13 protein-coding genes are annotated in these 12,032 nt (G+C 66.2%); 10 read left to right on the top strand and 3 right to left on the bottom strand.

The features are described 5' to 3' along the window. The first annotated feature begins 262 nt into the window (after window positions 1-262). The 4 genes from ACVWYP_RS05040 to ACVWYP_RS05055 all read left to right on the top strand — a co-directional run bounded on the left by ACVWYP_RS05040 (window position 263) and on the right by ACVWYP_RS05055 (window position 3,364). A complete protein-coding gene (locus ACVWYP_RS05040; RefSeq protein WP_028341759.1) occupies window positions 263-1,198 on the top strand; it encodes a hypothetical protein in 936 nt (311 codons plus the stop codon). An 85-nt stretch (window positions 1,199-1,283) separates the two neighbouring features. Then, window positions 1,284-1,994: a bifunctional nicotinamidase/pyrazinamidase gene (pncA, locus tag ACVWYP_RS05045; RefSeq protein WP_038382697.1), complete on the top strand. Its 711-nt coding sequence runs from the start codon at window positions 1,284-1,286 to the stop codon at window positions 1,992-1,994. Between the two features lie 21 nt (window positions 1,995-2,015). Then, a complete protein-coding gene (locus ACVWYP_RS05050; protein ID WP_304497959.1) occupies window positions 2,016-2,870 on the top strand; it encodes an AraC family transcriptional regulator in 855 nt (284 codons plus the stop codon). A 68-nt stretch (window positions 2,871-2,938) separates the two neighbouring features. Further along, window positions 2,939-3,364 (top strand): VOC family protein, encoded by a 426-nt coding sequence (locus tag ACVWYP_RS05055; RefSeq protein WP_304500438.1) that lies wholly within the window; start codon window positions 2,939-2,941, stop codon window positions 3,362-3,364. Between the two features lie 44 nt (window positions 3,365-3,408). On the opposite strand, the gene grpE is transcribed toward ACVWYP_RS05055, so the two are convergent. After that, on the bottom strand, window positions 3,409-4,014 hold the full coding sequence (grpE, locus tag ACVWYP_RS05060; RefSeq protein WP_028341763.1) for a nucleotide exchange factor GrpE: 606 nt from the start codon (window positions 4,012-4,014) through the stop codon (window positions 3,409-3,411). Window positions 4,015-4,179: 165 nt separating this feature from the next. Beyond that, the gene (hrcA, locus tag ACVWYP_RS05065; RefSeq protein WP_016841498.1) at window positions 4,180-5,268 is read right to left on the bottom strand and encodes a heat-inducible transcriptional repressor HrcA; all 1,089 of its coding nucleotides are present in this window, start codon (window positions 5,266-5,268) and stop codon (window positions 4,180-4,182) included. Between the two features lie 170 nt (window positions 5,269-5,438). On the opposite strand from hrcA, the gene rph reads away from it, so the two are divergent. From rph to hemW, 3 genes are read left to right on the top strand one after another with little or no spacing between them, the layout of a single operon-like run. Then, window positions 5,439-6,152, top strand: a complete 714-nt coding sequence (gene rph / locus ACVWYP_RS05070; RefSeq protein WP_016841497.1) for a ribonuclease PH — start codon at window positions 5,439-5,441, stop codon at window positions 6,150-6,152. Between the two features lie 11 nt (window positions 6,153-6,163). Then, on the top strand, window positions 6,164-6,799 hold the full coding sequence (gene rdgB, locus ACVWYP_RS05075) for an RdgB/HAM1 family non-canonical purine NTP pyrophosphatase (RefSeq protein WP_304497960.1): 636 nt from the start codon (window positions 6,164-6,166) through the stop codon (window positions 6,797-6,799). Further along, window positions 6,786-7,943 (top strand): radical SAM family heme chaperone HemW, encoded by a 1,158-nt coding sequence (gene hemW, locus ACVWYP_RS05080; protein ID WP_304497961.1) that lies wholly within the window; start codon window positions 6,786-6,788, stop codon window positions 7,941-7,943. Before rdgB ends, hemW begins: the two co-directional genes overlap by 14 nt. Before the next feature lie 88 nt (window positions 7,944-8,031). On the opposite strand, the gene ACVWYP_RS05085 is transcribed toward hemW, so the two are convergent. After that, the gene (locus tag ACVWYP_RS05085) at window positions 8,032-9,246 is read right to left on the bottom strand and encodes a penicillin-binding protein activator (protein ID WP_304497962.1); all 1,215 of its coding nucleotides are present in this window, start codon (window positions 9,244-9,246) and stop codon (window positions 8,032-8,034) included. Between the two features lie 322 nt (window positions 9,247-9,568). Here ACVWYP_RS05085 and rsmI point away from each other — a divergent pair, with 322 nt between their 5' ends. Genes rsmI through gshB form a run of 3 tightly spaced genes read left to right on the top strand, consistent with a single transcriptional unit; the run spans window position 9,569 to window position 11,868 of the window. Further along, on the top strand, window positions 9,569-10,522 hold the full coding sequence (rsmI, locus tag ACVWYP_RS05090; protein WP_304497963.1) for a 16S rRNA (cytidine(1402)-2'-O)-methyltransferase: 954 nt from the start codon (window positions 9,569-9,571) through the stop codon (window positions 10,520-10,522). Continuing rightward, window positions 10,509-10,895 carry a YraN family protein gene (locus ACVWYP_RS05095; RefSeq protein WP_038382707.1) on the top strand — a complete coding sequence of 129 codons (387 nt, stop codon included), beginning with the start codon at window positions 10,509-10,511 and terminating at the stop codon, window positions 10,893-10,895. The genes rsmI and ACVWYP_RS05095 overlap by 14 nt, the downstream gene beginning before the upstream one ends. 25 nt (window positions 10,896-10,920) lie before the next feature. Beyond that, window positions 10,921-11,868: a glutathione synthase gene (gshB, locus tag ACVWYP_RS05100; RefSeq protein ID WP_304497964.1), complete on the top strand. Its 948-nt coding sequence runs from the start codon at window positions 10,921-10,923 to the stop codon at window positions 11,866-11,868. Window positions 11,869-12,032 lie beyond the last annotated feature (164 nt).

The raw sequence follows: 12,032 nt of genomic DNA on the forward strand, positions 1-12,032 counted from the left end.
AAACGTCGTATGCGGAAGCGGGCGCAGGCCAAGGCGCGCTGTTTGGCCGCTGGCGGCCGATCGTCGGAAACGTCGGGAAACTGGAAAGTGCCAGCCAATCGGGACGAAAAGCCCACGGAATCGGGCCTGCAGGTCCGAAGCGGGGCTTTGGCGACCTGTTGCAGGGTCATCAAAACCGCTAAAAGCGGTCCGACTGAAAGAGGCCATCCAGCCCTGCACCGGCCCCGTTGCGCGGCCACCAAGCAAAACCGGTAGATCCCCCATGACGCCTTTTCGACTTCTCGTTGCGGTTGCCTTGCTGCTTGCTGCCACCTGTCGTGGCTTTGCCGCCGACGTGGTGTTTCCGCCGGGCGCGCATGTCGGGATGAAGCCGCTGGTGGGCCTCAACCGCGCCAAGTCGTTCATCGGCTTCGAGACCGAGGACCAGGGCGTGAAGGTCTTGATCGCCGATCTGCCCGCGGACGCCTACAACGAGGTCGTGAGCGCCTTCAAGGCCAACCCGGCCGGTAGCGGAAACATCAAGCCCGAGAGCCTCGAGACGCCGGCCGGCCTTGCCTATTACACCGTGGAGAGCGCGCGCGACGGCACCACCAATGTGCGGCGCTATTCCATGATCCTGCCGGGACCGACCTTCTCCGGCTATGTCGCGGTGCAGGTGCCGGAGAACGCGAGCAAGATCTACACCGACGACGCCGTGCGGCAGATGTTCGCCACCGCCCAGATCCGCAACGAGGTGCCGGTCGACGAACAGCTCGGCATGATGCCGTTCAAGGTCACCGAGCTCAGCAGCTTCAAGAATGTCCGCATGCTGGCGCCGGGCGCGGCGCTGCTGATGGCCGATGGCGACGACAAGGGCCTTGAGACCAAGCCCTTCATGCTGCTTGGCATCATCGGCTCGGCCCCGGCCACACCAGATGATCGCGGTCGCTTCGCCCAGCAGATCGCCACCACGATCCCCGGCGTGCGCGATGGGCGGATCACCATGTCCGAACCGATCCGGATCGACGGCCAGCCCGGCTTCGAGACGCGCATCGACGCCGTCAGCGGCAAGGACAATACCCCGGTGACCATCGTGCAGTGGCTACGGTTCGGCGCGCAAACATCGATGCGCATCATCGGCAGCTCCCCGCGCACCGATTGGGAGAAGGCCTTCCCGCGCTTTCGCGCGGTGCGCGACGGCATCCAGCCGCGCGGCTGACAGGCCCGCCGAAAAATCGGACTTTCGCAGCTCCACGAACGGAACTAGCCTCCTCGCCGCGGCTATCAAAGCGAGGAGGGGCGCGATGTTGGATCGACGACAGGTCGTTGCAGGGCTCGGTACGCTGGCGCTTGCCGCGCTGGTTCCAAAACATCTCTGGGCAGCTGCGATCAAGCCCGACGACGGCTCCGCGCTGCTCGTCATCGACGTCCAGAACTGCTTCCTGCCCGGCGGCAGCCTCGCGGTGAAGGACGGCGAGCAGGTGGTGCCGGTGATCAACCGGATCGCCAAGAGCTTTGCCAATGTGGTGATGACGCAGGACTGGCACACGCCCGGGCACATCTCCTTTGCCTCGACCCATTCCGGCAAGAAGCCGTTCGAGACCGTCGACCTTGCCTATGGCAAGCAGGTGCTGTGGCCCGACCACTGCGTCCAGGGCACCGATGGCGCCTCGCTGTCGAAGGAGCTCGCGATCCCGCAGGCCGAGCTGATCATCCGCAAGGGTTTTCACAAGGACGTCGACAGCTACTCCGCCTTCACCGAGGCCGACGGCAAGACCACCACCGGGCTCGCCGCCTATCTGAAGGCGCGCAACGTCGAGCGGGTTTTCGTGGCCGGGCTCGCCACCGACTTCTGCGTGGCATGGACCGCGCTCGATGCGCGCAAGGCCGGCTTCGAGACCTATGTGGTGGAAGATGCCTGCCGCGGCATCGACACCCAGGGATCGCTCGCCAAGGCCTGGGACGACATGGCCAAGGCCGGCGTCAAGCGCATCCAGTCCTCGGATATCGCGTAAGACGCAGCCTCGCGAGTTCGCATGGCCGCGTCTGCGTCACCTCTTGCATTCGATCTCGCCCAGCGCCTGCCATCGCCGCGCCTGGCAGGCCTGATCGTCCGGATCACCGGTTATCGCGAGACCGCGACCGGCCGGTTCGCACAACGACAAGCCGCGCCGCTGATCGTCCCGCTGATCATCAGTTTCGGCTCGCCGTTCCTGATCGCGCTGTCGCGCGAGCCCAGTGCGGCCGATCGTCAGCTCAGCTTCGCCGCCGGCCTGCATGCCGGGCCTGTCTACATCGAGTCCGACGGGCACGCTGCCTGCGTGCAGGTCGATTTCACCCCGCTTGGCGCCTACAGCTACTTCGGCGGCGCCGTGACCGACCTGGCCGGGCGCATGGTCGATATCGACGATGTGCTCGGCCATGATGGCCGTCGTCTGCGCGAGCAGCTCGGCGCCGTGGCGTGCTGGCAGCGCCGCTTCGACCTGATCGAGGCGTTCGTGCTGCGCCGCGCCGGCCACATGCCGTCTCCCGAAGTCGCGTTCGCCTATCGAAAACTGGCGCGTTCGGCCGGTGCTGTCAGCATCACGGCACTGGCCGATGAGATCGGCTGGAGCCGCAAGCATCTGGCCGGCCGGTTTCGGTCCGAGCTCGGCCTCGCCCCCAAATCGCTCGCGCGCATGATGCGGTTTCACCGGGCGAGCCGGCTGGCACAAAGCGGCGCCGCGCTTGGCTGGGCGGGGATCGCGGCGGAAAGCGGCTATGCCGATCAGGCCCATCTCGCCCGCGAGTTCGTCGAATTCGCGGGCGAACCGCCAACCGCCTGGGCGCGCCGCCAGGCGCTGACCGACCGCCGGCTGGTTCACGCCGGCGATGGGCTGGCGGACTGGTAACAAACCTTCAAGCCGACGCCGCGTTGCCTCGTGCAGGATGGCGCCGTCAGCCAAGGAGGTGAATGACCATGACGCACGAGATCGAACCGCCCCGCATCTACCCGACCCTGCGCTGCAGGGACGCCGAGGCGATGACCAATTGGCTCACGACGGTGCTTGGGTTCACCGAACACGTCGTCTACCGCGATGGCGGCGTGATCCATCACGCCGAGCTCGCCTATGGTTCCTCGATGCTGATGCTAGGCCAGAGCCGCGACGACGCATATGGCCGGCTGGTCGGCGACCTCGACAACCGCCGCACCGACTCGATCTATATCGCCGTCGACGATCCCGACGCGCTGCACGCAAAGGTCAAGGCTGCCGGCGCCAAGATCGAGATGGAACTGCGAGACACCGACTATGGCAGCCGCGACTTCGCCTGCCGCGATCCGGAAGGAAATCTCTGGAGCTTCGGCACCTATTGGCCGAAGGCCCACGAGAAGCCGCGACCGTGAGCCCGCGCAATCCGCGAACTCACGGGCAGCCGGGATCGGATGGATCAGGCGGTGATGTCCGCGGTCGGGGCGGCCTTGGCGCCGCCCTTGGAGACGCCGACCAGGGCCGGACGCAGGATGCGCTCGCCGATCATGTAACCGGCCTGCACGACCTGCACCACGGTGCCCGACGGCACCGACGGATCAGGCACCTCGAACATCGCCTGCTGGAAGTTCGGATCGAACTTCTCGCCGATCGGGTCGAACTTCTTGACGCCGTTCTTCTCTAGCGCGTTGAGCAGCGAACGTTCGGTCAGCTCGACGCCTTCGATCAGCGCCTTCAGGCCGGGATCGGCGGCTTCCTTGGTCTCGGCCGGCACCGCATCGAGCGCGCGCTGCAGGTTGTCGGCGATATCGAGCACGTCGCGGGCAAAGCCGGTGATGCCGTAGGTCTTGGCGTCGGCGACCTCGCGGCGGGTGCGCTGGCGGAGATTCTCCATCTCGGCCAGCGTGCGCAGCGTGCGGTCGCGCGCCTCGGCGAGTTCCTTGGTCAGCGCCTCGGCCGATCCGGCCTCGGGCTCGTCAGGCATGATGTAGGGCTTCGAGACCACGGGCTCACCCGTCGGCGCCGAATTCTCGGTGTTGTCATTGGCCCGGTTCGGATCGGTCATGGCTTGCCTTCTCGAAAACTCGCGTCGGTTCAAATCTTGGGGATTGCTTGCCGGGATATCGTGCTTTGGGCGGCGAAAATCAAGCGCAACATACCGGTCTCGGGAACTGGGATCTCCGGCTTGGGTAAAGAAAACCCGTCAAATGAAAGCGAAATCGCCCTCCGGTCAGCCGCCCAGCATCTTGCTGACGATGCGCGCGGCATAATCGACGGTCGGGATCACCCGCGCGTAGTTCAGCCGCGTCGGTCCGATCACGCCGAGGACGCCCACGATCCGGCCCTGGGCATCGCCGTAGGGCGCGATGATGGTCGAGGAACCCGACAGCGAAAACAGCTTGTTCTCCGAGCCGATGAAGATCCGCACGCCCTCGCCGCGTTCGGCGCGGCCGAGCAGATCGATCACGCCGCGCTTGGTTTCGAGATCGTCGAACAGCGATTTGATGCGCTCGAGATCGTCGAGCGCATGCAGGTCCTCGAGCAGATTGGCGTGACCGCGCACGATCAGCTGACGGTCCTCGTTCTCGCCGCCGGACCAGCTCGCGATGCCGGCCGCGACCACCTTTTGCGTGAGCTGATCGAGCTCGGCGCGGTTTTGTGTCAATGCCGTCTCGAGCTCGAGCCGCGCTTCAGCCAGCGTCCGGCCGCGGATCCGCGCATTGAGGAAGTTGGTCGCCTCGGTCAGGGCCGAGGATGGAACACCCGGCGGCAGCGCCAGCACGCGGTTTTCGACCTGGCCGTCTTCGCCGACCAGCACGACCAGCGCCTTCTCCGGCTCCAGCCGGACGAACTCGATGTGCTTCAGCCGCGCATTCGACTTTTGCGTCAGCACCACCGCCGCGGCACGGGTCAGTCCCGACAGCCGCGTCAGGGCTTCGCCAAGCGCGGCCTCGACGGATTGCGCGCGGCCGACGGCCGCAAGCTGGGTCTGGATCGATTGACGCTCGGCCTCGGTGAGGTCGCCGACCTGCATCAGCGCATCGACGAAGAAGCGCAGCCCGAGTTCGGTCGGTAACCGTCCGGCGGAGGTGTGCGGCGCATAGATCAGGCCGAGCTGCTCGAGATCCGACATCACATTGCGGACCGAGGCCGGCGACAGCGGTAATGCGATCAGGCGCGAAATGTTGCGCGAACCGACCGGCTCGCCGGTCGCGAGATAGCTTTCGACGATTTGACGAAAAATGTCGCGCGAACGCTCGTTGAGCTGGGCGAGCCCGGCATGCGGCGCGATCAGGCCGATCGGATCGTGGTGAGTCACACTCCAGTCCCTCACAATTACTGCATAATTTGTCGATCCGGGAGGCCGATGACAAGCATGCATTCGGCCCCCTCGTACCGGACCATACCGGGGCCGAAAACCCTTGCCGCTGCCCCTTCCCCCTCCTACAAGCACGGCCAGCCAATTTTCTCGGATTTCTGGAGGATTTCATGCGGCCAAGCCGCCGTGCACCCGATGAACTGCGTCCCGTGTCGCTGGAACGCGGCGTCGTCAAATATGCCGAGGGTTCCTGCATGGTGAAGTTCGGCGACACCCATGTGCTGGTGACCGCCACGCTGGAAGAGCGGTTGCCGCCGTGGCTGAAGGGCCAGGGCCGCGGCTGGGTCACTGCCGAATACGGCATGCTGCCGCGTGCCACCCTGGAACGCACCCGCCGCGAGGCCTCGGCCGGCAAGCAGGGCGGCCGGACGGTCGAGATCCAGCGGCTGATCGGCCGCTCGCTGCGCGCGGCTGTCGATCTCGAGGCGCTCGGCGAGCGCCAGATCACGGTCGATTGCGACGTCATCCAGGCCGACGGCGGCACCCGCACCGCCTCGATCACCGGTGCCTGGGTGGCGCTGGCCGACTGCATCAACTGGATGAAGACCCGCAACATGCTGAAGACCAATGTGTTGCGCGACAACGTGGCGGCGATCTCCTGCGGCATCTACCAGGGCACGCCGGTGCTCGATCTCGACTATGCCGAGGATTCCGAAGCCGACACCGACGCCAATTTCGTCATGACCGGTGACGGCCGGATCATCGAGGTGCAGGGTACCGCCGAGAAGACGCCGTTCTCGGAAGGCGAGTTTCTGGCGCTGATGGCCCTGGCGCGCAAAGGTGTCGCGCGTCTGGTCGACTTGCAAAAGATCGCGGTGGCGTAGTCAGATTGGTCATGCACCGCCGAATCACCGGAAGGCTCGTCATCGCCACCCATAATCCCGGCAAGCTTGCCGAGATGCGGGAACTGCTGGCGCCGCACGGCGTGGAGGTGGTGTCGGCGGGCGAGCTTGACCTCGCCGAGCCCGAGGAGACCGGCGACAGTTTTCGCGCCAACGCGGCGATCAAGGCGATCGCGGCAGCGAAGGCGACCGGACTGCCCGCCTTCGCCGACGATTCCGGCATCGTGGTCGACGCGCTCGACGGCGCGCCCGGGATCTACTCGGCGCGCTGGGCCGGCGAGGGCAAGGATTTCATGGCGGCGATGACGCGGATCGAGCGGCTGCTGCAGGAACGCGGCGCCACCGCACCGGACCGGCGCAAGGCGCACTTCGTCTCGGCGTTGTGCGTGGCCTGGCCCGACGACCATCTCGAGGAGGTCGAGGCCCGCGTCGATGGAACCCTGGTCTGGCCGCCGCGTGGCAGTGCCGGCTTCGGCTATGATCCGGCCTTCCTGCCCGACGGCTACACACGGACCTTCGGCGAGATGAGCAGCATCGAGAAGCACGGCCTGCCGCCGCTCGGGCTCGGCCTATCGCATCGCGCCCGCGCCTTCGTGAAGCTCGCGGAGATCTGCCTTGAGCCACGCTGACCGAGAAGCCTTCGGCGTCTACGTGCACTGGCCGTTCTGCCTTTCGAAATGCCCGTATTGTGATTTCAACAGCCACGTGCGGCATGCACCGGTCGACGAGGAGCGCTTCGTGCGCGCGTTCGCCCGCGAGATCGAGACGACGGCCGCGCGCGTGCCGGGGCGTCAGGTGTCCTCGATCTTCCTCGGCGGCGGCACGCCGTCATTGATGCAGCCGCAAACCGTCGGTGCCGTGCTCGATGCCATCGGCAAGCACTGGCAGGTCTCGCGCGATGTCGAGGTCACGCTCGAGGCCAATCCGACCAGCGTCGAGGCGACGCGCTTTCGCGGCTATCGCGCAGCCGGCGTCAACCGCGTCTCGCTCGGCGTGCAGGCGCTCGATGACGCCTCGCTGAAGGCACTGGGCCGCCTGCACACCGCGCGCGAGGCGCTCGACGCGGTCGCGATCGCGCGCTCTGCATTCGACCGTTACTCGTTCGATCTGATCTATGCCCGCCCCGACCAGACGCCGCGGATGTGGGCCGATGAACTGAAGCAGGCGATCTCGGAAGCGGCCGAGCATCTGTCGCTCTATCAGCTCACGATCGAGGAAGGCACGCCGTTCTTCGGGCTGCATGCCGCCGGCAAATTGCAGACGCCGGACGAAGCGACCGCGCGCGCGCTCTACGACGTGACACAGGAGGTCTGTGCCCGCGAGGGATTGCCGGCCTACGAGATCTCCAATCACGCCCGCGCCGGCGCCGAGTGCAAGCACAACCTCGTCTACTGGCGCGGTGAGGAATATGCCGGCATCGGCCCCGGTGCACATGGAAGGCTCGACATCGATGGCGTCAGGCACGCGACCGCAACCGAGCGGCGCCCCGAGGCCTGGCTGTTGAACGTCGAGGAGCGCGGCCATGGCGTCGTCAGCGATGACAGCCTCAACAGCGAAGAACGCGCCGACGAGTTTCTCTTGATGGGGCTGCGGCTCGCCGAGGGGATCGATCCAAAGCGCTATGCGAAGCTCTCCGGCCGCCAGCTCGATCCGCACCGGATCGCGATGCTGCGCGAGGAAGGCGCGATCGCCGTCGATGCCGACGGACGGCTGCGCGTGACCAAGTCGGGATTCCCGGTGCTCGACGCCGTCGTCGCGGATCTCGCGGCCTAGCTGCACGGCGCCAAAATATCGAAAACAACCCCATGCACAGTAGCTGGCGGGTGCTTTAGCGCGATTTCAGGCCGCCGCCTGACGAAAATTAAGCCCCAAAACTCTTCGGCGAACCTGCAACCGCAGTAGCGCCGCCCGAAGCCACCTTCATGACCGCAAGGCCGCGCTCATTGGTGCCGTCGGAGCGGAAGCGGAACAGACCGTCGATACCGGCGAAGCCGGATGGATTGGTCAGCGTCTCCGGCGCAAAGCGCTGCGCGCCTTGCGTGCGCGCGAGCGCCGCCATCAGCGCCACCGCATCATAGGCAAGCGTTGCAGTGCGCACCGGCTCGCCGCCATATTTGCTGCGGTAGCGGCCGGCGAAGCTGCGGAAGCCGGACGGATCGGGCGCGGCGTAGAGGCCGCCCTGCAAGACGGGGCTCGCGAAGGCCCGCGGATTGTCCCACAGCCCGGTGCCGAGCAGCTGGATGTTGCGCAGATTGGCGCCCGCCGCGGTCAAGGCATCGGCGGTCGCGACGACCGAATCACCATCGTCGGCGATCAGCAGCGCATCGGCCTGGCCGAGCGCCTGCGCCACGGTTCGCGCCGGCGTCGCGCGATCGGCGCCATATTTCTCGAATGCGACGACGCGGCCGTTCTTGCGGCCGACCGCCTGCTTGAACGCGGCCTCGACCACGTTGCCATAGGCGTTATCAGGCACCATCGCGGCGAACGAGCGCTTTCCGATCCCGGCGGAATAGTCGACGATGCGATTGATGTCGGATTCCGGCAGGAAGCTCAGCAGATAGACGCCGCGCCCGGCCACGCTCGAATCGGTGGAGAACGCGATCACCGAGGTTCCGCGCGGCCGCGTCAGTTGCGCGACGGCCGGCACCGAGCCTGCGAACAGCGGTCCCAGAATGATCTCGGCGCCTTCGGACAGTGCCTGCTGGGCACCCTGCGATGCGCCCTGCGGGCTGCCGCCATCGTCCTTGATCAGGAGCTGGATGTTCGGGTTCTGAAATTCCGCCAGCGCCATTTCGGCCGCGTTCCGCATCGACTGGGCGGCAAGCCCGGCATTGCCGGACGCCGACAGCGGCAGGATCAGCCCGATCTTGACCTGCCCGGTGCCGACCGCCTGCGGCTGCTGCTGCGGGCCGGCGGGACCGCCTTCCTGGTTGCCGCCGAGCGGGCTGGAAAACTGGCTCAAGCTTTGCTGCACGCCGGAACAGGCCGTCAGCAGCGGCGCGCCCACGAGGAGGCCGAGCGCGGTCCGCCGGGTGGTGCCCGACGGCGGGGACTTGCGGTGATGCGGGCCTTCCATCGTCTCTCTTCTCTTGGCCGACCGTGATCAGCCAGGACTCCATCCGGCTCTGATGAGGCGGGTGGATTCAGGCATATTCTCGGCGAATAGTTAACTAAAACAAAAGGATTATGGCCCCGCGGCGCCCTTGCCGCGGCCTCCATTTCCCCCGTCAGGCCGCGTTCCGTCACCGCCGTTTGCGGATGTGGCGCAAGCGCTGCCATCCCTCTAGAGCTTATCCCGTTCCGATTGAATCGGAACGGGGCTCTAGATTCTCGGTTTGACGCGTTTTCTTCACGCGAACCGGTACCCACTTCGCTCGAAAACGCTCTAGATTGGCATTATGCGCGCAAAAGCCAGTTCCCTCCACCATTCGGATGCCACGACAGGCGCTGCGGCCAGAACCTTTTCGATCGGCGGCCAGCAATTGGCCGCGCCAAGGGCCGCACCCGGGCTCCATCTGGTCGCGACCCCAATCGGAAATCTCGCCGACATCACCCTGCGCGCGCTGGAGACGCTGGCCGGTGTCGACGTCATCGCCTGCGAGGACACAAGGATCACCCGCCGGCTGACCGAGCGTTACGCGATCGCCGCCGAGCTCGCGCTCTACCACGAGCACAACGCGGTCCAGGCCCGTCCCAAAATTCTGGAGCGGCTGGCGCAGGGCGCCGCGATCGCGCTGGTCTCGGACGCCGGCACGCCGCTGATCTCCGATCCCGGCTTCAAGCTGGTGCGCGACGTCTGCGCCGCCGGGCATGCCGTCATCGCGGTGCCGGGGCCATCGTCGGTGCTGACGGCGCTGTCGGTCGCGGCCCTGCCGACCGACCGGTTTTTCTTCGAGGGATTTTTGCCCGCGAAGGAGCACGCGCGCCGGGCACGGCTCAACGAGCTGGCGAGGGTCGATTCGACGCTCGTGATGTTCGAATCGGGCAATCGCGTACAGGACACGCTGCGCGATCTCGCTGCGATCATGGCCGGCCGCGATGCCGCGATCTGCCGCGAGCTGACCAAGCTGCACGAGCAGATCACGCGCGCGCCGGTCGCCGAGCTGGCGGCAAGCGCGGACGCGCTGGAAACACGCGGCGAGTTCGTGCTGGTCATCGGACCGCCGGCCGATGATGCCGGGGTGATGGACCAGGATAAACTTGACGATCTGCTGCGGGCGCAGCTCGCCCGCGGCAGCGTCAAGGATGCGGTCGCCCATGCGGTCGAGCTGTCGGGCCGACCGCGCCGCGAGGTCTATGCCCGCGCCCTCGAGCTTGCGAAGACCACCGGGGACGGAAATGGCGAAGACTGACAGCGCCTCGCCGGAGCGCGTCGCGGCGTTCCGGACCGGCATCTCGGCCGAGAGCCGCGCCGCAGCCCTTCTGATCGCCAAGGGCTATCGCATCCTGGCACGACGCTTCCGTACCCCCTTCGGCGAGATCGACCTGGTGGTGCGCCGGCGCAACTTGCTGGCCTTCGTCGAGGTCAAGGCCCGTGCCAGCCTCGACGACGCCGCCTATGCGGTGACGCCACGGCAGCAGCTGCGCATCATCAATGCCGCCCAGGCCTGGCTGATGGCGCATCCCGAACATGCCGAATTTGATCTCAGATTCGACGCCGTGCTGATTGCGCCGAAGAGCCTGCCGCGCCATCTGTTAGCGGCATTCGACGCCAGCCCTAATTAACCTCAAGACCTCGCGGGACACGCTTATGAAATTGAAGATCGCCGTCCAGATGGATCCCATCGCGCGCATCAATATCCGCGGCGATTCGACGTTTGCGCTGCTGCTCGAGGCGCAAAAGCGCGGCCACGGCATTTCCTACTACACGCCCGACAAGCTGTCGCTGCGCGGCGAGGAGCTGGTGGCGCCGGTGCAACCTCTCACCGTGCGCGACGAGGTCGGCAATCACTTCACGCTGGGCGAGCCGAAGCGCGAGCCGCTCAACGGCTTCGACGTCGTGCTGCTGCGCCAGGATCCGCCGTTCGACCTCGCCTACATCACCTCGACCCATTTGCTCGAGCGCATCCATCCGAAGACCTTGGTCGTCAACGACCCGGCCAGCGTGCGCAACGCGCCGGAAAAGCTGTTCGTGATGAACTTCCCGCAGCTGATGCCGCCAACCCTGATCTCGCGCGATCTCGACGAGATCAACGCATTCCGCGACCAGCATGGCGCCGTCGTCATGAAGCCGTTGCACGGCCATGGCGGCGCCGCCGTGTTCCGCGTGATGCCGCAGGACATGAACTTCGGCTCGCTGTTCGACATGTTCTCCGTCACGTTCAAGGAGCCCTGGGTGATCCAGCGCTTCCTCCCCGAGGTGAAGCATGGCGACAAGCGCATCATCCTGGTCGACGGCGAGTTCGCCGGCGCCGTCAACCGCGTGCCGGCGGCGGACGATCTGCGCTCCAACATGGTGCGCGGCGGCGCGGCCAAGGCGACCGAGCTCTCGGATCGCGAGCGCGAAATCTGCGCCACCGTTGGGCCCTCGTTGCGCGAACTTGGTCTGATGTTCGTCGGCCTCGACGTGATCGACGGCAATTTGACCGAGATCAACGTCACTTCGCCGACCGGCATCCGCGCAATCCAACGGCTCAATGGCCCCGACGTCGCGGCGATGATCTGGGATACCATCGAGAAGAAGCGCGCCGCCAGATAACCCTCCCTTGTGCGCCGCACAGCCGGCTGAAATTTAGCCAGCATTCGATCGCGCATGCGTTCTCCTTATTCTTCTTGCCAGCTTGCGCGGGCGAGGGCAGCATCCGCTCGCCTGCGTCAGGTCAAGCGGCGGGTCAACGCGCGGGCAACAACGCGAAATATCAT

It is taken from the genome of Bradyrhizobium sp. USDA 3262, assembly GCF_054060035.1.

Excerpts from the sequence above, each read along its gene's own strand:
- ACVWYP_RS05085 (WP_304497962.1), bottom strand. The coding sequence starts at position 9,246 with ATGGAAGGCCCGCATCACCGCAAGTCCCCGCCGTCGGGCACCACCCGG.
- gshB (WP_304497964.1), top strand. The coding sequence starts at position 10,921 with ATGAAATTGAAGATCGCCGTCCAGATGGATCCCATCGCGCGCATCAAT.
- ACVWYP_RS05050 (WP_304497959.1), top strand. The coding sequence starts at position 2,016 with ATGGCCGCGTCTGCGTCACCTCTTGCATTCGATCTCGCCCAGCGCCTG.
- ACVWYP_RS05040 (WP_028341759.1), top strand. The coding sequence starts at position 263 with ATGACGCCTTTTCGACTTCTCGTTGCGGTTGCCTTGCTGCTTGCTGCC.
- pncA (WP_038382697.1), top strand. The coding sequence starts at position 1,284 with ATGTTGGATCGACGACAGGTCGTTGCAGGGCTCGGTACGCTGGCGCTT.
- grpE (WP_028341763.1), bottom strand. The coding sequence starts at position 4,014 with ATGACCGATCCGAACCGGGCCAATGACAACACCGAGAATTCGGCGCCG.
- ACVWYP_RS05095 (WP_038382707.1), top strand. The coding sequence starts at position 10,509 with ATGGCGAAGACTGACAGCGCCTCGCCGGAGCGCGTCGCGGCGTTCCGG.
- rdgB (WP_304497960.1), top strand. The coding sequence starts at position 6,164 with ATGCACCGCCGAATCACCGGAAGGCTCGTCATCGCCACCCATAATCCC.
- rph (WP_016841497.1), top strand. The coding sequence starts at position 5,439 with ATGCGGCCAAGCCGCCGTGCACCCGATGAACTGCGTCCCGTGTCGCTG.
- rsmI (WP_304497963.1), top strand. The coding sequence starts at position 9,569 with ATGCGCGCAAAAGCCAGTTCCCTCCACCATTCGGATGCCACGACAGGC.
- ACVWYP_RS05055 (WP_304500438.1), top strand. The coding sequence starts at position 2,939 with ATGACGCACGAGATCGAACCGCCCCGCATCTACCCGACCCTGCGCTGC.